16 protein-coding genes are annotated in these 19,824 nt (G+C 70.2%); 10 read left to right on the top strand and 6 right to left on the bottom strand.

Going from position 1 to position 19,824, the window contains the following annotated elements; translation table 11 throughout:
- Position 1 precedes the first annotated feature (1 nt).
- The 6 genes from IE278_RS17380 to IE278_RS17405 all read left to right on the top strand — a co-directional run bounded on the left by IE278_RS17380 (position 2) and on the right by IE278_RS17405 (position 3,925).
- Positions 2 to 799 (top strand): type III pantothenate kinase, encoded by a 798-nt coding sequence (locus IE278_RS17380; protein ID WP_107022346.1) that lies wholly within the window; start codon positions 2 to 4, stop codon positions 797 to 799.
- A gap of 554 nt (positions 800 to 1,353) precedes the next feature.
- Positions 1,354 to 1,962, top strand: a complete 609-nt coding sequence (locus tag IE278_RS17385; RefSeq protein WP_189773355.1) for a hypothetical protein — start codon at positions 1,354 to 1,356, stop codon at positions 1,960 to 1,962.
- Positions 1,963 to 2,018: 56 nt separating this feature from the next.
- The gene (locus IE278_RS17390; protein WP_189773261.1) at positions 2,019 to 2,198 is read left to right on the top strand and encodes a hypothetical protein; all 180 of its coding nucleotides are present in this window, start codon (positions 2,019 to 2,021) and stop codon (positions 2,196 to 2,198) included.
- 162 nt (positions 2,199 to 2,360) lie between these two features.
- Positions 2,361 to 2,789 (top strand): BlaI/MecI/CopY family transcriptional regulator, encoded by a 429-nt coding sequence (locus tag IE278_RS17395; protein ID WP_246570360.1) that lies wholly within the window; start codon positions 2,361 to 2,363, stop codon positions 2,787 to 2,789.
- A 10-nt stretch (positions 2,790 to 2,799) separates the two neighbouring features.
- A complete protein-coding gene (locus IE278_RS17400) occupies positions 2,800 to 3,339 on the top strand; it encodes an amino-acid N-acetyltransferase (RefSeq protein ID WP_189773262.1) in 540 nt (179 codons plus the stop codon).
- A 250-nt stretch (positions 3,340 to 3,589) separates the two neighbouring features.
- Entirely contained in the window at positions 3,590 to 3,925 is a 336-nt protein-coding gene (locus IE278_RS17405; RefSeq protein WP_030573823.1) for a histone-like nucleoid-structuring protein Lsr2, read from the top strand.
- Here the strand turns inward: IE278_RS17405 and IE278_RS17410 are convergent.
- Positions 3,904 to 4,554: an SCO3374 family protein gene (locus IE278_RS17410; protein ID WP_189773263.1), complete on the bottom strand. Its 651-nt coding sequence runs from the start codon at positions 4,552 to 4,554 to the stop codon at positions 3,904 to 3,906. The genes IE278_RS17405 and IE278_RS17410 overlap by 22 nt on opposite strands.
- A gap of 429 nt (positions 4,555 to 4,983) precedes the next feature.
- Here IE278_RS17410 and IE278_RS17415 point away from each other — a divergent pair, with 429 nt between their 5' ends.
- Positions 4,984 to 7,512, top strand: a complete 2,529-nt coding sequence (locus IE278_RS17415) for an ATP-dependent Clp protease ATP-binding subunit (RefSeq protein WP_189773264.1) — start codon at positions 4,984 to 4,986, stop codon at positions 7,510 to 7,512.
- 96 nt (positions 7,513 to 7,608) lie between these two features.
- Here IE278_RS17415 and IE278_RS17420 read toward each other — a convergent pair whose 3' ends face one another.
- Positions 7,609 to 8,238 carry an HAD family acid phosphatase gene (locus IE278_RS17420; protein ID WP_189773265.1) on the bottom strand — a complete coding sequence of 210 codons (630 nt, stop codon included), beginning with the start codon at positions 8,236 to 8,238 and terminating at the stop codon, positions 7,609 to 7,611.
- A gap of 175 nt (positions 8,239 to 8,413) precedes the next feature.
- The gene (locus IE278_RS17425) at positions 8,414 to 11,536 is read right to left on the bottom strand and encodes an NACHT domain-containing protein (RefSeq protein WP_189773266.1); all 3,123 of its coding nucleotides are present in this window, start codon (positions 11,534 to 11,536) and stop codon (positions 8,414 to 8,416) included.
- Positions 11,537 to 11,702: 166 nt separating this feature from the next.
- Here IE278_RS17425 and IE278_RS17430 point away from each other — a divergent pair, with 166 nt between their 5' ends.
- The gene (locus IE278_RS17430) at positions 11,703 to 13,277 is read left to right on the top strand and encodes a carboxylesterase/lipase family protein (RefSeq protein ID WP_189773268.1); all 1,575 of its coding nucleotides are present in this window, start codon (positions 11,703 to 11,705) and stop codon (positions 13,275 to 13,277) included.
- Between the two features lie 442 nt (positions 13,278 to 13,719).
- Positions 13,720 to 14,421, top strand: a complete 702-nt coding sequence (locus tag IE278_RS17435) for a M23 family metallopeptidase (protein WP_189773270.1) — start codon at positions 13,720 to 13,722, stop codon at positions 14,419 to 14,421.
- A 99-nt stretch (positions 14,422 to 14,520) separates the two neighbouring features.
- Here the strand turns inward: IE278_RS17435 and IE278_RS17440 are convergent, their stop codons facing one another.
- Positions 14,521 to 15,105, bottom strand: a complete 585-nt coding sequence (locus tag IE278_RS17440) for a TetR/AcrR family transcriptional regulator (protein WP_189773272.1) — start codon at positions 15,103 to 15,105, stop codon at positions 14,521 to 14,523.
- A 309-nt stretch (positions 15,106 to 15,414) separates the two neighbouring features.
- Between IE278_RS17440 and IE278_RS17445 the strand changes: the two genes are divergently transcribed.
- On the top strand, positions 15,415 to 17,136 hold the full coding sequence (locus IE278_RS17445) for an MDR family MFS transporter (RefSeq protein WP_444546112.1): 1,722 nt from the start codon (positions 15,415 to 15,417) through the stop codon (positions 17,134 to 17,136).
- A gap of 410 nt (positions 17,137 to 17,546) precedes the next feature.
- Here the strand turns inward: IE278_RS17445 and cseC are convergent, their stop codons facing one another.
- Both cseC and cseB read right to left on the bottom strand, forming a co-directional pair.
- Positions 17,547 to 19,022: a two-component system sensor histidine kinase CseC gene (gene cseC, locus IE278_RS17450; protein WP_373312015.1), complete on the bottom strand. Its 1,476-nt coding sequence runs from the start codon at positions 19,020 to 19,022 to the stop codon at positions 17,547 to 17,549.
- A gap of 21 nt (positions 19,023 to 19,043) precedes the next feature.
- On the bottom strand, positions 19,044 to 19,778 hold the full coding sequence (gene cseB, locus IE278_RS17455; RefSeq protein ID WP_189773276.1) for a two-component system response regulator CseB: 735 nt from the start codon (positions 19,776 to 19,778) through the stop codon (positions 19,044 to 19,046).
- Positions 19,779 to 19,824: the final 46 nt, after the last annotated feature.

The following is a 19,824-nucleotide window of genomic DNA, read 5'->3' on the forward strand; positions in this document are numbered from 1 at the left end:
CATGCTGCTCACGATCGACGTCGGCAACACGCACACCGTCCTCGGGCTCTTCGACGGCGAGGACATCGTCGAACACTGGCGCATCTCCACGGACGCGCGCCGCACCGCGGACGAACTGGCCGTGCTCCTCCAGGGCCTGATGGGCATGCACCCGCTGCTCGGCGACGAGCTGGGCGACGGCATCGACGGCATCGCGATCTGCTCGACCGTCCCCTCGGTCCTGCACGAGCTGCGCGAGGTGACCCGCCGCTACTACGGGGACGTGCCCGCCGTCCTCGTCGAGCCCGGCATCAAGACGGGCGTCCCGATCCTGATGGACAACCCCAAGGAGGTCGGCGCCGACCGCATCATCAACGCGGTCGCGGCGGTCGAGCTGTACGGGGGGCCGGCCATCGTCGTCGACTTCGGTACGGCGACGACCTTCGACGCGGTGTCCGCGCGCGGGGAGTACGCGGGTGGTGTCATCGCGCCCGGTATCGAGATCTCCGTCGAGGCGCTCGGGGTGCGGGGGGCCCAGCTGCGCAAGATCGAGATCGCGAGACCGCGCACGGTCATCGGCAAGAACACCGTCGAGGCGATGCAGTCCGGCATCATCTACGGCTTCGCCGGGCAGGTCGACGGCGTCGTCCACCGTATGGCCCGCGAACTCGCCGAGGACCCGGACGACGTCACGGTCATCGCCACGGGTGGGCTGGCGCCGATGGTGCTGGGCGAGGCGTCGGTGATCGACGAGCACGAGCCGTGGCTGACGCTGATCGGGCTGCGGCTGGTGTACGAACGGAACGTCTCCCGCACGTAGGCGCTCCGCTTTTGGCGGCCGTTGGTAGGTGACCGTGAGCGGGCGGGTGCGGGTCCGTTGCGGCTGGGTGCGCAGTTCCCCGCGCCCCTGGGTGGGTGGGGTGGGGCCGGTTTGCCACCTGCGGGTCCGCTGTGGCTGATTGCGCAGTTCCCCGCGCCCCTAGGTGGGTGGGGGTGAGCCGGTGTGCCACCTGCGGGTCCGCTGGGGCTGATTGCGCCGTTCCCCGCGCCCCTAGGGAGCCGACCCTGACCCCAGCCACGGCCTGGGGACGCGGTCGACCGCGACGAACCCGCACCCACCCCGCCCCGTAGGGGCGCGGGGAACTGCGCGGCCAGCTGCGGCGGACCCGCACCCGTCCACCCACCTAGGGGCGCGGGGAACTGCGCAGGTCAGCCACGGTGGGCCCGTGCCTGTTCGCTCGGTTGCTGTGGTGTTCCGCGCGGCGTTGCGGGGGTGTGGGGTGGAGCCACGCCGGGGCGTGGGGGTCTGCGGGGTTTGTCTGATTAGCGCGTATCGTCGTGATCATGCCCACGCCTCACGGATCCCGCGGCGGCATGGCGTTCGGTACGGAGGAGCTGCGTGTGCTCCGACGTGCGCTCGCTCTCGCCCTTCACCCCGGCCCCGCCCCGGCCCAGGACGTCCAGGACTGCCTCCGCCTGGCGGAGAGCGTCGACGAGGTGACCCGCGAGGGCGCCCGGCTGCGCACCTTCCTGCTGGCCGACCTCGCCCGCTACCGCGCCGCCCTGCCGGGAACGGCGGCCGGCTATCTGACGCTCATGGAGGAGGCCCTCGGCGCCGGCCACCGCCCGGTCCCCGACGACATGGCCGCCCTGCGCGCCCTGCGCGGCAACCCCGTGGCGGCCGCCCTCCTCGACCGCTGCGAGACGCTGGTGGAGCAGGACGTGCGCATGCGTCTGGCCCGCCACTCTGTGCCCGCCTCGCGCACCAGCCCTCGTATGCGCTCCCGTACGCGCCTGACGGCCCTTCCCGGCGGGAAGCCCGCCGAGCGGCCCGCCGGGGAGCCGGCCTCCCGGCCCGCCCCGGAGACGCCGCCCAAGGACCGTCCCATTCCGACCCCGGGCGAGGTCTTCCCCCCGAAGCGCAAGCCGTCGGCTCCGCAGCCGAGCCCCGACGGCCCCGCCCGGCGGCTCGCCGCCGTGTAGGCGGGTCCGTGACCCCGATCCCCGCCCGCCCCGCAACCCTGGCTACTCTGGACGGCATGGAATACGTCTCCGCGCTCGTGCCCCCGGTAGTGATGGCCGTGTTCTTCGTCGGTCTGATCGTGACGATCGTGAAGACCCAGGGCGGTGCCAACAAGGCCAAGGAGGACGCGGTCGTCGACGCGGTCCTGGCCCGCGCCGAGCACACCCGCCAGACCCCCCGCGACACCGAGGCCTGAGCTCGGCTTCCCGGCCCGCACCGGGCGGGACCGCGCACGCCCGCTCACGGAACGGCGTACGACTCATAAGCTTTTCGAGTCGTACGCCCTTTTTGTTGCTGTTTGTCGCTCAACGCCACGTCCACCACGTGATCGGTGACATCTCCCCCTATTGTTCTGGCTGTGCCTCGCCCATTGGGAGAACTCGAAGACTCGGTCATGACGCGGGTGTGGAAGTGGAACCGCCCGGTGACCGTACGAGAAGTCCTGGAAGACCTTCAGCAGGAGCGGTCCATCGCCTACACCACGGTGATGACCGTTTTGGACAATCTCCATCAGAAGGGCTGGGTGCGTCGTGAGGCGGAAGGCCGGGCCTATCGATATGAGGCGGTCTCCACCCGGGCCGCCTACTCGGCCGCACTCATGAACGACGCCTGGACGCAGAGCGACAACCCGACCGCCGCTCTCGTCGCCTTCTTCGGCATGATGTCCCCGGAACAGCGCGAAGCACTGCGCGATGCCGTACGTATCGTCCAAGGGCCGGAAACACCCCCTGTGCAGAACACGGCCGGCGAGAACCCCGCCGCCGCAGAGGGCACGGCCGGGGGATAGCGTCCGGTTCATGCCAGCAGAGCAGCCCGAAGTCAGCACTAATGCCCTCACTGTCCGCCGGGCCAGGACCAGCGATGTCCCGGCGGTTCGCGGCCTCCTTGACTCGTACGTCCGAGGGCGCATCCTGCTCGACAAAGCGACGGTCACGCTTTACGAGGACATCCAGGAGTTCTGGGTCGCGGAACGCGGTACCGGTCCGAGTTCGGAGGTCGTGGGCTGCGGCGCTCTCCACGTCATGTGGGAAGACCTCGCGGAAGTGCGCACTCTCGCGGTGAACCCGGTGATGAAGGGGGCGGGGGTAGGTCATCAGTTGCTGGGGAAGTTGCTGGAGACCGCCCGCTGGCTCGGTGTTCGCCGCGTATTCTGCCTGACCTTCGAAGTCGACTTCTTCGCGAAGCACGGCTTCGTCGAGATCGGTGAGACGCCTGTTGACACCGATGTCTACGCCGAGCTGTTGCGTTCCTATGACGAGGGCGTGGCCGAGTTCCTCGGGCTCGAACGAGTGAAACCGAACACCTTGGGCAACAGCCGGATGCTTCTGCATCTGTGATCGCCTCCGCGTAATACCCCGGACATACCTCCGCTCCCGGCCCGTCGGCCCATGCCCGGTGCCTCTATGTCCGAAACGCGCATGTTTCCGGTCTTCGGGGGTCCCGTCGGTCTCTCCCAGGGGTTTGTGTTTTTCCATCAAAAGCGGTTTGCTTTCCGACGTACTGCAGTAGTGCATATAACAGGGGACACGAAACTGCGGCAGCCGCCGTGGATCCTCGGCCCTGAAGATATCGATGAAAGGAAATCCGGTGGCACAGAAGGTTCAGGTCCTTCTTGTCGATGACCTCGACGGCGGCGAGGCGGACGAGACCGTGACGTTCGCGTTGGACGGCAAGACGTACGAGATCGATCTCACGACTGCCAATGCGGACAAGCTCCGTGGACTTCTTGAGCCGTACGTCAAGGGCGGCCGTCGTACCGGAGGCCGTGCCTCGGGTGGCCGTGGAAAGGCGCGCGCCGCTTCGGGTGGCAGCCAGGACACCGCGCAGATCCGTGCCTGGGCGAAGGAGAACGGTTACGAGGTCAATGACCGTGGCCGCGTTCCGGCGTCCATTCGCGAGGCCTACGAGAAGGCCAACGGCTGAGCACAGCCACGGCGCAGCCGGACGCGATGGCACTCCGAGGCCATCGTCTCCACGAGTCGTACGAGATCGGGGGCGCCCCCACCGCCCCCGCCAAGTGCCGACAGGGTCGGCAGCGACGACTCCACCTCGCAGCCGGGCTCAGGGGGCCGCAACCAGACGGCGGCCCCCTGCGAGCCGGCGGCCCCGCCGGGAGTCACCTCACCAGCACCAGCCTCGCCGGAGCCCCCGTGCGTGCCGCGGGCCGGACCCGGTGGCAGTGGCGCCTCCACGCGCCCGCCCGAGCCGGTCGCCCCGAGGTCCAGCGCGAGAGAGCCCCACTCCAGCCAGTCGAGGAGTCCCGGCAGTTCCTCCGCGCTCCCCGCGGCGACGAACAGCCGCATCCGGTCCGCCCGCACGGCCACCGGAGAGCCCGGCCGCAGATGCCGCAGCGCCGCGTAACCCGCTTCCGCCGGCACCTCCAGGACGTCGAAGCGCAGCCCCGTCAGCAGGTCGACCGGGGTACCGGGCACGGTCGCCCACCCCAGTTCGTTCTCGTACCAGTGCCGGACCGTTTCGTCCGGACGGACCGCGGCGGCCGCACGACGGGGCGCGTCGGACGGACGACGGGGAAAGGGGACCGTGGAGACCATGCAAGGCCAACCGCCACGGGAGCGCCCGGGTTACGCTGGGTGGTCCGGCATGTGCGAAGGGTGCCCGGAAAGTGGGCGCCCGGAGGCGGTCGGCGACGCAAGGGTGTTCGCCCGTAGCGGAGGGAACCGGCGCACTCGGCATGGAGTGTCGGTGCGTACGGGTAAGACATCCCTAGTGGGAGGGGCGACACGCATGGATCGGGCATCTCGCGTTCGCCATCGGCGTACTGATGGTGGGGGTATCTGTCTGGCCTGCGGGAACATCGTCTCGCACCATCGGGTTGGAGCAGATGTCGGCGTTCGGGGTCAGGAGGCCAAGGACGGTGTCGGCAGTTGGAATGAGCGGTCCCCGCTTGCGGGACTAAGCTGCGGAAGGACAGGGAGGGGAGCGTCCCCTTACTGCCTGACCGCTCTGAGGAGCGATTAACGATGTTCGAGAGGTTCACCGACCGCGCGCGGCGGGTTGTCGTCCTGGCTCAGGAAGAAGCCCGGATGCTCAACCACAACTACATCGGCACCGAGCACATCCTCCTGGGCCTGATCCACGAGGGTGAGGGTGTCGCCGCTAAGGCCCTGGAGAGCCTCGGGATTTCACTTGAGGCGGTCCGTCAGCAGGTGGAGGAGATCATCGGGCAGGGCCAGCAGGCTCCGTCCGGTCACATTCCCTTCACCCCTCGTGCCAAGAAGGTCCTGGAGCTCTCGCTCCGCGAGGCCCTTCAGCTGGGTCACAACTACATCGGCACGGAGCACATCCTGCTCGGCCTGATCCGTGAGGGCGAGGGCGTCGCCGCCCAGGTCCTGGTCAAGCTGGGTGCCGATCTCAACCGGGTGCGGCAGCAGGTCATCCAGCTGCTCTCCGGTTACCAGGGCAAGGAGACCGCCGGCGCCAGTGGCGGTCCTGCCGAGGGCACCCCCTCGACGTCCCTGGTCCTCGACCAGTTCGGCCGGAACCTCACCCAGGCCGCTCGCGAATCCAAGCTCGACCCGGTCATCGGGCGCGAGAAGGAGATCGAGCGGGTCATGCAGGTGCTGTCCCGCCGTACGAAGAACAACCCGGTGCTCATCGGCGAGCCCGGCGTCGGCAAGACCGCCGTCGTCGAAGGCCTCGCCCAGGCCATCGTCAAGGGCGAGGTGCCCGAGACCCTCAAGGACAAGCACCTCTACACCCTGGACCTCGGCGCGCTGGTCGCCGGCTCCCGCTACCGCGGTGACTTCGAGGAGCGCCTGAAGAAGGTCCTCAAGGAGATCCGCACCCGCGGCGACATCATCCTGTTCATCGACGAGCTGCACACGCTGGTCGGTGCGGGTGCCGCCGAGGGCGCCATCGACGCCGCGAGCATCCTGAAGCCGATGCTGGCCCGTGGTGAGCTGCAGACCATCGGTGCCACGACGCTCGACGAGTACCGCAAGCACCTGGAGAAGGACGCGGCCCTTGAGCGCCGCTTCCAGCCCATCCAGGTCGCGGAGCCGTCGCTGCCGCACACCATCGAGATCCTCAAGGGCCTGCGGGACCGCTACGAGGCGCACCACCGCGTGTCCATCACGGACGAGGCCCTGGTGCAGGCGGCGACGCTCGCCGACCGGTACATCTCGGACCGCTTCCTGCCGGACAAGGCGATCGACCTGATCGACGAGGCCGGTTCCCGGATGCGCATCCGCCGGATGACCGCGCCGCCGGACCTCCGTGAGTTCGACGAGAAGATCGCCGGCGTCCGCCGCGACAAGGAGTCCGCGATCGACTCGCAGGACTTCGAGAAGGCCGCCTCGCTGCGCGACAAGGAGAAGCAGCTCCTGGCCGCCAAGGCCAAGCGCGAGAAGGAGTGGAAGGCCGGCGACATGGACGTCGTCGCGGAGGTCGACGGCGAGCTGATCGCCGAGGTCCTCGCGACCGCCACCGGCATCCCGGTCTTCAAGCTGACCGAGGAGGAGTCCTCGCGTCTGCTGCGCATGGAGGACGAGCTCCACAAGCGGGTCATCGGCCAGGTCGACGCCGTCAAGGCGCTGTCGAAGGCGATCCGTCGTACGCGCGCCGGTCTGAAGGACCCCAAGCGCCCCGGTGGTTCGTTCATCTTCGCCGGCCCGTCCGGTGTCGGTAAGACCGAGCTGTCCAAGGCGCTCGCGGAGTTCCTCTTCGGTGACGAGGACGCGCTGATCTCCCTCGACATGTCGGAGTTCAGCGAGAAGCACACGGTCTCGCGGCTCTTCGGTTCGCCCCCCGGTTACGTGGGCTACGAGGAGGGCGGGCAGCTGACCGAGAAGGTCCGCCGCAAGCCGTTCTCCGTCGTCCTCTTCGACGAGGTCGAGAAGGCGCACCCGGACATCTTCAACTCCCTGTTGCAGATCCTGGAGGACGGTCGTCTGACCGACTCCCAGGGCCGGGTCGTGGACTTCAAGAACACGGTCATCATCATGACGACCAACCTCGGCACCCGGGACATCTCCAAGGGCTTCAACCTGGGCTTCGCGGCCTCGGGTGACAAGAAGACCAACTACGAGCGCATGAAGAACAAGGTCTCGGACGAGCTCAAGCAGCACTTCCGGCCCGAGTTCCTCAACCGCGTCGACGACGTGGTCGTCTTCCCGCAGCTCACCCAGGACGACATCCTCACGATCGTCGACCTGATGATCGGCAAGGTCGACGAGCGCCTGAAGGACCGGGACATGGGCATCGAGCTCTCCCAGTCCGCCAAGGAGCTGCTGTCCAAGAAGGGTTACGACCCGGTGCTGGGCGCGCGTCCGCTGCGTCGCACGATCCAGCGCGAGGTCGAGGACACCCTGTCGGAGAAGATCCTCTTCGGCGAGCTGCGCCCCGGCCACATCGTGGTCGTGGACACCGAGGGCGAGGGTGAGAACCAGACCTTCACCTTCCGCGGCGAGGAGAAGACCGCGCTGCCGGACGTCCCGCCGATCGAGCAGGCCGCCGGTGGGGCCGGTCCCAACCTGAGCAAGGAGGCGTGACCTCCGGGTCCGTCTGAGAACAACTGATGGGGCCGGTGCTTTCGAGCACCGGCCCCATCGGCATGCCGGGGTGACGCGGGCAGGGTGGCCGGCCCGTCAGGAGAGCTGACCGTCGTAGTCCGGCAGCTTGTACGTCTTCTCGGCGTGCCCGCCCGACAGGTCGGTGGCGCTGTTGCCGATGTTCGCGATGATCGTGTAGCCCTTCGCCTCGACGGCCTTGCGCTGCGCGGTCTTGTAGGCGGCCACGTCCTTGAAGAGGTCGACGAAGCTGCGTACGTACAGACCGGAGACCTTGTAGCCGACGTGCTTGAGGTTGTAGTCCGTCACCGACTTGATGATGTCCGGGCGGGCCGTGACGAAGAACAGGGCGACGCCGTGGTCCTGCGCGTACTTCGCCACGTCGAGGACGGGCGCGTTGGCCGGCGAGGGATAGCTGAAGCCGAAGTCGGTCTCCAGCGTGGTGTTGTCGATGTCGAAGACGATGGCCTGCTTCTCGCCCGGGGCCGCGTCGGCGATGCGGTCCTTGAGGTAGGGCAGCGCCTCGGCCATGACGGCCCGGCAGTCCTGCTGCCAGGTGGCGTGGTCGACGTCGGCGGCGGCCGCGGACGCAACGGTGGTGGGGGCCGCGGTCGGGGTCGCGGCGCCGGCCGGGCTCATCAGGGCCGCGGTGGCGGCCGTGGCGGCGACGGCCACGCCGATCAGGCGCTGCAGGCTGCTTCGGGTCATGGGTGGGGGTTCCTCTCGCGTGGGGCGCGTGGGGCGCGTGGGGCGCGTGGAATCGCACGGGAGCGCTGCGGGGCAGGGCTCGTGGTGCATGCTCGTGGGCGCGTGGGGCCGGTGGGGGGCGAGGAGATTACTGGGCGGTAACTGTAGGGCGCCCAGGTGGGGTTGGGCCAGACCTCTACAGGACGGTGTACGTCCTTGTGACGGTGTGGATGCCCGGGAAGAGCCGGCGAGTGTGTTCGGGCACCTCCCCTGCTTCCGGGGCGAGGATGAATTCGACGGAGCACAGCCCGGGAAACAGAGCCGGAACTGCCGAAAGGTCTTCGAATCCGGTGAATTTCCTCAGGTAGAGCCGCTTGATGCCCGGCAGAACGGGGCCTTCACTCCATCGAAGGGCGGTCCACTTGATGCTCAATTCCTCAAGTCCGGGGAGCTGTGCGACCTCTTCGTAGTCCTCGGGAGTGAGCGGTTCGAGGAGGGTCCCGAGAGTCAGCGTTTTCAACGAGCGCATACGCCGCAAGCCGCGCAGTCCGGTGAACCGGAGGGCGTTCTTGGTGAATCGCAGTGATGTCAGCGGAAGCCGCGGGAGTGCGACATCGAGGGATTCGCCCTGGAGCGGTACGCCGGTGTCGAGTTCGCGCAGGGTGGCCGAGTCCGAAAGCGGGGCCAGTGCTTCCGGCTTTTCCAGCCCCGGCATGTAGTCCAGCGACAGTTGCTTCAGCGGCAGTCCGGCCAGCGGGGCGAGGTCGTCGACGTGGACGCTGCGGCTGATGGCCAGCTGCTGGAGCCGGTGCAGAGGCGCGAGGGCGGTCAGGTCGCGCAGCCGGTCGTTGTCCCGGATGACGAGCAGCCGCGTCGTGTCGGCTCCCAGGCAGGCCGTCAGCTCCGTCGCCTCGATATCCCCGACGAGCTGGAGGTGGGGGCGTCCGCCGAAGGAACGCAGGACCCTCAGATGCCGCGTCGAGTGCGCGGTGAAGTACAGGTCCTCCTCCGGTAGGTGGGCGATGACATCGGCGGCGTACCGCTCGGCGTCGAAGCGGTGCCAGGTCCACGTCAGCTGGGCGCGGACCGACAGGGAGGGGTGGGTGCGGAAGCGGGCCAGGACCGGGACGGCCGCGTCGGTGCCGATGAGGGACGCGGTGACGACGACCGCCCTGGCCTCCTCCTCGGACAGGCCCTCCGGCCCGGGCAGGAGTTCCAGTACGAGCGGGCCCACCGCGGCCAGCTCGCGCGCCTCCTCCGCCGTACGGGGCGGGATGAGGGTGGCCGCCTGCTCCTCCACGGCGGCCCGGACCGTCGGGTCGAGTTCCGTGGCGTGCTCCAGGCCGGCCAGGGCGAGCAGCCGGACACGGGTGCCCCCGGCGGGCCCGGACTGTTCGGCGGCGGCCAGTAACTGGCGCAGGAAGTCAGCGCGTTCGCGGGGCCGGGCGTGGGCGACGGCCATCCGGATCACGTCCGACCACTGGTAGTCGGTGGCGTTGCGGACGAGGAGCCCGAAGTCGCCGTCCTCCACCGCGGCCTTCGCACCGAGGTAGTCCTGGAAGGTGCGGTGGACGAACTCGACGGTGCCCACGGACGGTTCGCGGAGCAGTCCGCTGCGCAGGAGGAGATGGCCATAGATCGTGGAGGCGTCTCCCTGGCTCGCGACGGCGGGCAGCGCGGGCAGGGCGTCCGCGATGAGCCGCTCGGCCCGCTCGCGGTCCATCTCCAGCCGCCCGTTGCGGATCAGCCAGTAGGCCAGCCGCTGGAGGAGCTGGATCTGGGGCAGCTCGGTGAGCCGGACGGTGTCGTGCGGGAGCATGTCCCGCTCCTGGTCGCGGCGCGCGAGAAGCATCAAGAGGGCGGCGTCGTACAACTCCTGCCGTCCGTGCGGCAGATAGCCGCGCCGGTCCCGGTGCAGCGCGCAGATCAGGGCGCACATCAGGGGGTTGGTGGCGAGGCGGCCGAGGTCGGGTTTGGTGCGGACGGCGTCGAGGAGCGAGGTCTCGTACGTGGCGAGGCGCTCGGAGTCGCGTTCGGTGTCCGGGGTGTCGGCGCGGGCCGCGGTGTGCCAGCGCTCGACGAACGCCGTGACGTCGTCGCGGCTCATCGGGGAGAGCGCGAGTTCCGTGAAGCCGTCCGCGGCGAGCCAGTTCTCGCGTACGGCCGAGGGGCGTGAGGTGACCAGCCACTGGTTGCCCGGATAGGCGTCGAGCAGGTCGCGCAGCCAGCGGCGGGTGCGCTCGCGGTCGGGTTCGGGTATCTCGTCGATGCCGTCGACGAGCAGCAGCCCGCGGCCCGCCGCCAGCACCCGGTCGGGCCAGCCGTCCGGCGCCGCGCCATGGAAGGGCACGCGGACCGCGGCGAGGAAGTCGGCGGGCGCGGGCAGCCCGTCGGGACGGCGTACGAGCGTGCGCAGCGGCAGGACGAACGGGACCCGGTCGTCGCGCTCGCCCCGCGCGGCCGTCACCGCGAGCCACTGCACCAGCGTCGTCTTGCCCGAGCCGGCCACGCCCCGCAGCAGCACCAGGTCCTGCTCGGCCAGTACCTCCTCGGCGCACAGCGGAGGACCGGGGGCGCCGATGACCCCGTCGTCCTCGTCGCCGGTGGTGGGGCACAGGGCCTGGAGGGTGAGGTAGGCGGCGTCCAGGGGCCAGCGGTCGGGCGAGTTCACGAGGTCGAGCCCGTAGATGGTGAGCTGGCTGTGCTTCGTCGCCGTGTACGCGAGGAAGCGCCGCTCGAACGCGGCGTCGCCCCCGCCGGGCAGCGGGGTCCTCGCGATCAACTCGTCGACCTTCGCGATCAGTTCGGCCTGCCTGCGGGTCTGCTCGACGAGTGTCCTCGCCACGAACGTCGAGCGCTGGGTGAAGAAGTGCAGGATGTGCAGACAGGCGGTGTCGAGCAGCCGCTCGTAGAACAGCGTCGCGTCGAGACCGAGGTCCCGGTCGGGGTTCCCGGCGGCGCTCCGCAGCCGCAGGGCGAGACCCGCGTGACCCAGCTCCACGGCCTGTACGTCCGTCATGGTGAGGTCGCCGAGGGCGTACAGGGTGTCGGCGAGTGCGTGGACGAGGGGCTGTTCCTCGTCGGCGACGACGGGCCGTTCGGCAGCGTCCTTGAGCGCCCGCCCGACCAGTTCGGCGGCGAGCCTGGTCACGTCCCTCTCGCTCAGCGTGCGCTGCTCGCCCCTGAAGGAGACGCGGGACGAGATGCGTACGGGCTTGTCGACCAGGCCCGCACCCGGACCCTCCGTCACGAAGAGTTTCCTGATGAGCGGTGTGGCCACGCCGGATGCCAGCCGCACGCCTACGGTTGCCGGTTCCATGACGCTCCCCCGAGGGCATGGTGGGTGGTGGGCGGCTGCCAGCGTAACCGCCGGGCGCGGCCGTGTCCGTGGATCTTGGCGCCACAAATGCGGTGGCCGTACGACCCGGTGCGGCGGGAGGATTCGGGCCGTCCCGAACTGTCCCAGGTCTCAGGAGGGAGCCGCCATGGATGTCGACCGACCCGAAGTCCGCACGCAGGCAGGGGTGTTGAGGGGCGAGGCCGGGAGGGCGGGTACGGCCGTGTTCCGGGGTGTCCCGTTCGCCGAACCCCCCGTCGGCGCGCTGCGGTTCGGGGCGCCGCGGCCCGCGCGCAGCTGGGACGGCGTACGGGAGGCGACCGCGTTCGGGACACCGCCGCCGCAGTCCGCGGTGTTCGGCATGGACGCGCTCGCGCCCCCGGACGCCGACGACGGCGACTGGCTGACCCTCAACGTCTGGACGCCCGACCCCGCCCCCGGTGCCGGGCTTCCGGTGATGGTGTGGCTGTTCGGTGGCGCGTACGTCATCGGGATGTCGGGCCAGCCCGAGTACGACGGCGGGCGGCTCGCGGAGGAGGGCGTCGTCCTGGTGACGCTCAACTACCGGCTCGGTGTCGAGGGGTTCGCACAGATCGAGGGCGCGCCCGCCAACCGTGGACTGCTCGACCAGGTCGCCGCGCTCGCCTGGGTGCGGGACAACATCCGTGCCTTCGGCGGCGACCCGGACCGCGTCACGGTCTTCGGCGAGTCGGCGGGCGCGGGGTGTCTCGCCGCGCTGCTCTCGATGCCGCGCGCGGCCGGGCTCTTCCGGCGGGCGATCACGCAGAGCGTGCCCGGCCCGTTCCTGTCGGCGCCGCTCGCCGCGGACATCGCCGGGGAGTTCGCGGCGGAGCTGGGGCTGCGGCCGACCGTGGACGACCTGGGAGGGGTCGAGCCGGGGCTGCTGTCCGCGGCGGCGGACGCCGTCGGGGCGCGGATGGAGCGGTATGCGCACCGGTGGGGGGTACTGGCGCACACGGCGATCCCGCTGGCGCCCGTGGTGGACGGGGACGTGCTGCCCCGCGCGCCCTGGGAGGCGCTCACGGCCGGAGCCGCACGAGACATCGAGCTGTTGGCGGGCCATACGCGGGACGAGTACCGGCTCTTCATGGCACTCGACGGAACGCTCGGCGAGGAGCTGACGGAGGAGCGGGCGACGGCGACGCTGCGGACGTTCTCGCCCGGCGCGGGTGGCGGGGGCGACGCGGGTAACGCGCGTGGCGCCGGTGGCGCTGGTGGGGTTGGAGGCGAGGAGGCGTACCGGAAGGCCGTCCCCGGGCTCGACGCGGCGGGTCTGTACGAGCTGGTCCGCTCCGACTGGCTGTTCCGGATGCCGTCACTGCATCTGGCCGAGGCCCAGGTCGCGGGCGGCGGCCGCGCCCATGTCTACGAGCTGGTCTGGGAGACGCCGGGCATGGGCGGGCTGCTCGGGGCCTGCCACGGGCTCGATGTGCCGCTGGTCTTCGGGAACCTGCGCGGTGGGCTGCCCACGGTGCTGTTCGGCGAGGCGCCGCCCGCCGAGGCGGAGGAGCTGTCGGCGCTGTTCCGGGCCGCGTGGACGGGCTTCGCGGCGGGGCGGGGGCCGGGGTGGCCGGCGTACGACACCGATCGGCGGCCGGTACGGCTCTTCGACACCCGGCCGACCGTGACGGCGTACCCGGAGGAGGTGTCCCGGCAGCTGTGGCGGGACCACGTCTTCGGGGTGTTGCCGCTGCTCGGGTAGGCGGTCCGACGGGGGAGGGCTGTAGTCGCCGTCACATCGCCGACCTCCTGGATCTTGCCGCCCGGTGACATGACGCACAGGCGTTTCGCGCCCTACTAGGGGCGGTAGTGGCGGACGCGAGGTGGACAAAAAGGACCTTTGACCCTAGGGGTGGGTCGGAGGTCCTTCGGGGTGGGCGGGCCGGTCGGCGAGGTGGGGTCCGGGCTGCGGGGGGCCGTTCTGAAGTGGGCGTAAACCAGACTTCTGGCATAAAAGCGGGAGGTTCTCGTATTCGACGGTGGTTCTGTCAAGGAGTCGGAAGTTTCAGGGTCAAGTACGACTTGAGATCGTAGAAGGGGGTTTTGGGGGACGGCGGGAGTACGGGTTACCAAGGGATGACCCCCGCCCGGCGCACCGACAGCGTGCCGGGTCGTTCGTTGCCCGTCCCCCGGAGGTAGTCCCCATGTCGCAGCGCACCACGTCCCGCATACCCGGCACGTCCCAGCTCCGTGCCCGGGCGGCCGTCCTGGCCCTCGGCCTGGGAGTCTCGGCCGCCGTCGGAGCCGGGGTCGCGGTCGCCGCGGACGCCAAGCCGAGCGCGGTCTCCCTGTCGAGCGAGGCCGCCGTCTCCGTGCAGAAGCAGGCCGCCGCCCAGGCGAAGGCCGCCCAGTCGAAGAGCAAGGCCGCCGCAGAGAAGGCGAAGGCCAAGAAGGCCGCGGCCAAGCCCGTCGCCGCGAAGACGGCCTCCTCCTGGGTCGACCCCGTCAAGAAGTACAAGCTCTCCGCGAGCTTCGCCCAGGCCGGCAACCTGTGGTCGTCCACCCACTCCGGCCAGGACTTCGCCGTCTCCTCCGGCACCCAGGTCGTCGCCGCCCACGGCGGCACCGTCGTGAAGACCGGCGGCAACGGCGCCGGCGACGGGCCCGCGTACGGCAACGCCGTCGTGATCAAGCACAGCAACGGCACGTACTCGCAGTACGCGCACCTGTCCCGCGTCGACGTGAAGCCCGGCCAGGTCGTCAAGACCGGCCAGCGGATCGCGCTGTCCGGCAACACCGGCAACTCCAGCGGGCCGCACCTGCACTTCGAGATCCGTACGTCCGCCAACTACGGCAGCGCGGTCGACCCGGTCGCGTTCCTGCGGTCCAAGGGGCTCAGCCTCTGACGGATTTCAGGGCTCGGCCCTGATGGACCTCAGGGCTCAGCCTCCGGCGGGCTCCGGGGCTCGTCCCTGATCGAGTTCAGGAGTCGTGTCTGACGGGCTTCAGGACTCGTGCGGGCCCGAGTGTGCCCGGGTGACCAGTTCGACGGCGACCTCCAGGACGGCTTTGCGCTTGTCCTCGGGGTCGCCTTCGATGTCCTTGAGGGCGAACATCCCAGCGTGCATGGTGAACAGGGCGCTCACACAGCGGACCTGGTCCGTCAGCGGGGCCTCGGGCTCCCTGATGATGTCCAGCATCTTGACCATGCGGTCCTTGAAGGACTCGCCGATGCTCAGCTCGCGGACCGTCGCCTGGTTCTCCTGCATGAAGCGGAAGAGGGGCGCCGCGTCGGTGAGGGCCTGGCTGTACCGGCGCAGCAGCTCCTGCTTGGTGTCCAGGGAGCGCGGCTGGCCCTTGCCCCACTCGATCAGCTCGTCCATCGGCCTCGTCAGATCCTCGAAGAGGCTGATGAGGATGTCTTCCTTGGTCTTGAAGTGGTAGTAGAGCGCCGCTTTGGTTACGTCCAGCCGTTCGGCGATCTCGCGCAGGGACGTCTTCTCGTAGCCCTGCTCGGCGAACAGTTCGACGGCCACGTCCTGGATGCGCTGGCGGGTGTCTCCGCGCCGCCGCTGCCTGTTGCCGCCCATCGTGGCCGCCCCTCGTCCTGGTCGCACGCCGCAGCGTCGGTAAAGAAAAAACTTACTTGACGCCCGGCTAGTTACGGGTCTACTTTCCCCAGTGTAGTCAACTTGCCGGTCGGCAAGTAAGTGGCAATGGCGGTACCCAGGGGAGTGGGCAGAGTGGCGGACACCAGGACGGCCGGAGCGGCCGGAGCAGCGAATGAGGCGGAGCCGGCGGACGCGATGCCGGAACCGGCTCCGGACGCGGGCGCGGATGCCGGCGCTGACGCGGACGCGTCGGAGAGGCCGCCGAGGTCGCGCAGGCCGATCAAGCCGATGAGGTCGGCCAAGGGGACGAAGGCGGCGGAGTCGGCGGAGTCGGGGAGCGTGCCGGGGAAGCCCGCGGTGACGGCTCAGGCGGCATCGGCGACTGTGACGGCGGCTGCGACGGCGGCGGCGTCGGACACCGTGGCCGTGGACGCCGTGGGTGCTGCTGACGCCGTGGGTGGTGCGGACGCGGGCAAGCAGCCCAGGAGCGTACGGGTCGTCCTGCTCGCGCTGATGATCGCGATGCTCCTCGCCATGCTCGACAACATGATCATCGGCACCGCGATGCCGACCATCGTGGGCGAGCTGGGCGGCCTGGAGCACCTGTCGTGGGTCGTCACCGCCTACACGCTCGCGACCGCCGCCTCCACCCCGATCTGGGGCAAGCTCGGTGACATGTACGGGCGCAAGGGCGTCTTCATGACGTCGATCGTGCTCTTCCTGATCGGATCGGCGCTCAGCGGAATGGCCCAGGACATGGGCCAGCTCATCGGGTTCCGGGCGATCCAGGGACTCGGCGCGGGCGGTCTGATGGTCGGCGTCATGGCGATCATCGGGGATCTGATCCCGCCGCGTGAGCGGGGCAAGTACCAGGGCATGATGGCCGGCGTGATGGCCCTCGCCATGATCGGCGGACCGCTGGTCGGCGGCACCATCACCGACCACTGGGGCTGGCGCTGGTCCTTCTACATCAACCTGCCGCTCGGTGTCGTAGCCCTGATCGCCATCAGCGCCGTACTGCATCTGCCCAAGAAGCGGGTGGACGCGCGGATCGACTATCTGGGTGCCGCGCTGCTCACCGTGGGTATCACCGCGATCGTGCTGGTCACCACCTGGGGCGGGACCGAGTACGCCTGGGGCTCCGCCCGGATCATGGAACTGATCGGCATCGGGGTCGCCGCGCTCATCGGCTTCCTGTTCGTGCAGACCAAGGCCGCCGCGCCGGTCATGCCGCTGCACATCTTCCGCAGCCGCAACTTCACGCTGATGTCCGTGGTGGGCTTCGTCGCCGGGTTCGTGATGTTCGGCGCCGTACTGTTCCTGCCGCTGTACCAGCAGTCGGTGCAGGGCGCGTCCGCGACCAACTCCGGGCTGCTGCTCCTGCCGATGCTCGGCGCGATGCTGGTGACCTCCATGGTCGCCGGGCGGGTCACCACCAGCACCGGGCGGTACAAGGCCTTCCCGATCGTGGGCAGTGCGCTGATGGTGATCGGTCTGTACCTGCTGTCGCTCATGGACACGGACACGTCGCGGCTGACGTCCGGGGTGTACATGGCCGTCGTCGGCGCGGGCATGGGCTGTCTGATGCAGATCACCATGCTCGTGTCGCAGAACAGCGTCGAGATGAAGGACATGGGCGTCGCGTCGTCCAGCACCACGCTGTTCCGTACGCTCGGCTCGTCCTTCGGCGTCGCCATCATGGGGGCGCTGTTCAACAACCGCGTCCAGGACGTGATGTCCGAGCGGGCCGGGGCGCTGGGGTCCAAGGTGACCGAGCAGTCCGCGCAGCTGGACGCGGCGAGTCTGGCGAAGCTGCCGGTGGCCGCGCGGGAGGCGTATCAGCACGCTGTCGCGTCCGGGACTCATTCCGCGTTCCTGCTGGGGGCGGTTGTCGCGGTGGTCGCGCTGGTGGGGGCGGTGTTCGTGAAGGAGGTTCCGCTTCGGGGGGCGGGCTCGGCCTCTGGCGGCTCCGGAGACGCTGCCGGGGAGAAGCCGGCGGAGGCTGTCTGAGGCTGCGCCTCAGCCTGCGCGGCTCATTGGCCCAGGGGCCCCGGTTCCGGACGACGTGCGTCTGGGGCCGGGGCCTTTTCCGCCCCCGCCGCCCCTACCCATTCCCGTCACGTACTCGGGGGCTCCGCCCCCGAACCCCCGCTCCTCAAACGCCGGAGGGGCTGGGGGTCGGGCGCCGAGGGGCACATAGCCGGGGCCGGGAGCCTGGAGCCGGAAGGGACGGATGCTCGGATGTCACCGGCTGCGCGCACGCCAGCGGTCTGAAAATAGGGGCGCAGCCCCATTTTCGGGGGCGCGGGGAACTGCGCGGCCCACCCCCACCGGCCCGCACCCGTGATCCGCCCCCACACCCCCCAGCCCGTCCGGCGATTGAGGACAAAGGGGGGCCGGGGCGACAGCCCGGGGACAGGTCACTCCGGCAGCATCGGGTAACTGCCCGTGTTCGTCGGAGCGTGCTCCGGAAGCCACAGCACCGCCACCGCCCCCTCCGAAGGAACCCCCTCCGCCGCCCCCACCGCCCGCACATTGCGGAACGTGAGCCGCGCCCCCAGCACCCGCGCCTGCCCCGCCGCGATGGTCAGCCCCAGACCGTGCCCGTGCCCAGCCCGGTCACTGCTGCCGGTACGGAAGCGGCTCGGCCCGTCGGCGAGGAGCGCGTCGGGGAAGCCGGGCCCGTGGTCGCGGACCCGGATGACCCGCCCCTCGACGGTCACCTCGATGGGTGGCTTGCCGTGCTTGGCGGCGTTGACCAGCAGGTTGATGAGGACCCGTTCGAGACGGCGCGGGTCGGTCGTGACCGCCGACTCGTGGACCACCCGGACCACGATCCCCGGGTCCCGCGCGATCACCCGCCGCGTCACGAACTCGCCCAGCAGGATGTCCTGCAACTCGGCCCGCTCGGACGCGCTGTCCAGCCGGGCCACCTCCAGCACGTCCTCGACCAGCTGCCGCATGGCCTGCGCCCGGTCCCGTACGAGCTCCGTGGGGCGCCCCGGCGGCAGCAGCTCGGCCGCGGTGAGCAGCCCGGTCACCGGGGTGCGCAGCTCGTGCGCGATGTCCGCGGTCACCCGCCGCTCGGCCTCGATGCGCTGCTGCAGCGCGTCCGCCATCGCGTCCACGGCCCGCGCGAGGTCGTCCGTCTCGTCGCGCACGACCCCGCCGATGGAGTCCCGTACGCGTACGTCCGGTTCGCCCTGCGCGACCCGCCGGGCCGCCGTGGCCGCCTTGCGCAGCCGCCGCGAGAGCTGGCCGCCGATGAGTACGCCGAGCGCGCAGCCGCCGAAGACCACCGCGATCGAACCGATGAGCAGCGCCTCGTCGAGATCCTTCAGGACGGTCGTGCTGCGGTCGGTGAAGTTCGTGTGCAGCGACAGGATGCGGCCGTCCTTGAGCGGTACCGCCGCCCAGATGTCGGGCACGCCGTCGGAGTGCTCCGTCACATACGTCGCCCGGCGCCCGGCCGTCGCCTTCGCCAGCAGGTCCTTCGGCAGGGCCGGGTCGTCGATCTTGACGCCGGGGAAGTTCGGCCGCCCGGACGCCTCGTAGTTGCGCTGCGCGATCTGGACGCGTTCGTCGGCGAGGTCGCGCGCGTTGTCGAGCATCGAGACGCGGGCGGCGTTGTGCACGACCAGGCTCAGCGCGACGGCCACCAGCGCCCCGACCGCCGCGATGGCGGCGCTCAGCTTCCATCTGATCCCCGTACGCGGCATCAGGCGCCCGAGTCTCTCGCGCCGCCCGCCCGCACCGAACCGAACCGTCTGCCCGTGTCCTTCACCGTCCCCGGCCCCGTCCCGCCCACCGTGTCCGTGCCCGTTCCCACGTCCGCGTCCGTCGTCGCCGAACTCACCTTGCCGCCCGTCCGCCGGGTTGCCGTTCGTCCCCCGCATCGCCCGCATCGACCGCTCCGCTCAGGCCTTCAACTTGTAGCCGAAGCCGCGGACCGTCTCGATCCGGTCCTGGCCGATCTTCGTACGCAGCCGCTGCACATGGACGTCGACGACCCGGGTGTCACCGCCCCAGCCGTAGTCCCACACCCGCTCAAGAAGCTTGTCGCGCGACAGGACCGTACCGGGCGAGGACGAGAACTCCAGGAGCAGCCGCATCTCGGTGGGCGTCAGGGACACCGGGGCGCCGCCCCTGCGCACCTCCATGCCCTCCGTGTCGATCTCCAGCTCGCCGGCACCGGAACCGGAGCCGAAGGTCAGCACGCCGCCGGCGGGCTCGTGCGACGCGCCGTCGGTCCCGTCGGCGCCCGAACGCGGTCCGCTCGCGTGTCCGAAGCGCCGCAGCACGGCCCGGATGCGCGCGACCAGCACGGCCCCGTCGAAGGGCTTGGTCACGTAGTCGTCGGCGCCCGCCTCCAGGCCCAGTACGACGTCGATGGAGTCGGCGCGGGCCGACAGCATGATCACGGGGACGGTCGACTCGTCGCGGATCCGGCGGCACAGCGACACCCCGTCGAGGCCGGGCACCATCACGTCGAGGAGCGCGATGTCGGGCCGGTCCGCGCGGAACGCCTCCAGTCCCGACAGCCCGTCGGGCATGGCGGTGACCACGAAGCCGTCGCGTTCCAGCGCGAGCTGGGTGGCCTCGCGGATGACGTCGTCGTCCTCGACGAACAGGACATGGGTGTGCTCTGCCATCCGGGTGCTCTCAGTTTCTCGGTCGGTCCATCGGTCCATCGGGCGG

The sequence above is a fragment of the Streptomyces tauricus genome (assembly GCF_014650955.1).
Taxonomy (GTDB): domain Bacteria; phylum Actinomycetota; class Actinomycetes; order Streptomycetales; family Streptomycetaceae; genus Streptomyces; species Streptomyces tauricus.

Bases quoted from the DNA above. Each gene is read 5' to 3' on its own strand.
- IE278_RS17380 (WP_107022346.1), top strand. From the start codon at position 2: ATGCTGCTCACGATCGACGTCGGCAACACGCACACCGTCCTCGGGCTC.
- IE278_RS17385 (WP_189773355.1), top strand. From the start codon at position 1,354: ATGGCGTTCGGTACGGAGGAGCTGCGTGTGCTCCGACGTGCGCTCGCT.
- IE278_RS17390 (WP_189773261.1), top strand. From the start codon at position 2,019: ATGGAATACGTCTCCGCGCTCGTGCCCCCGGTAGTGATGGCCGTGTTC.
- IE278_RS17400 (WP_189773262.1), top strand. From the start codon at position 2,800: ATGCCAGCAGAGCAGCCCGAAGTCAGCACTAATGCCCTCACTGTCCGC.
- IE278_RS17410 (WP_189773263.1), bottom strand. From the start codon at position 4,554: ATGGTCTCCACGGTCCCCTTTCCCCGTCGTCCGTCCGACGCGCCCCGT.
- IE278_RS17415 (WP_189773264.1), top strand. From the start codon at position 4,984: ATGTTCGAGAGGTTCACCGACCGCGCGCGGCGGGTTGTCGTCCTGGCT.
- IE278_RS17420 (WP_189773265.1), bottom strand. From the start codon at position 8,238: ATGACCCGAAGCAGCCTGCAGCGCCTGATCGGCGTGGCCGTCGCCGCC.
- IE278_RS17425 (WP_189773266.1), bottom strand. From the start codon at position 11,536: ATGGAACCGGCAACCGTAGGCGTGCGGCTGGCATCCGGCGTGGCCACA.
- IE278_RS17430 (WP_189773268.1), top strand. From the start codon at position 11,703: ATGGATGTCGACCGACCCGAAGTCCGCACGCAGGCAGGGGTGTTGAGG.
- IE278_RS17435 (WP_189773270.1), top strand. From the start codon at position 13,720: ATGTCGCAGCGCACCACGTCCCGCATACCCGGCACGTCCCAGCTCCGT.
- IE278_RS17440 (WP_189773272.1), bottom strand. From the start codon at position 15,105: ATGGGCGGCAACAGGCAGCGGCGGCGCGGAGACACCCGCCAGCGCATC.
- IE278_RS17445 (WP_444546112.1), top strand. From the start codon at position 15,415: ATGAGGTCGGCCAAGGGGACGAAGGCGGCGGAGTCGGCGGAGTCGGGG.
- cseC (WP_373312015.1), bottom strand. From the start codon at position 19,022: ATGCGGGGGACGAACGGCAACCCGGCGGACGGGCGGCAAGGTGAGTTC.
- cseB (WP_189773276.1), bottom strand. From the start codon at position 19,778: ATGGCAGAGCACACCCATGTCCTGTTCGTCGAGGACGACGACGTCATC.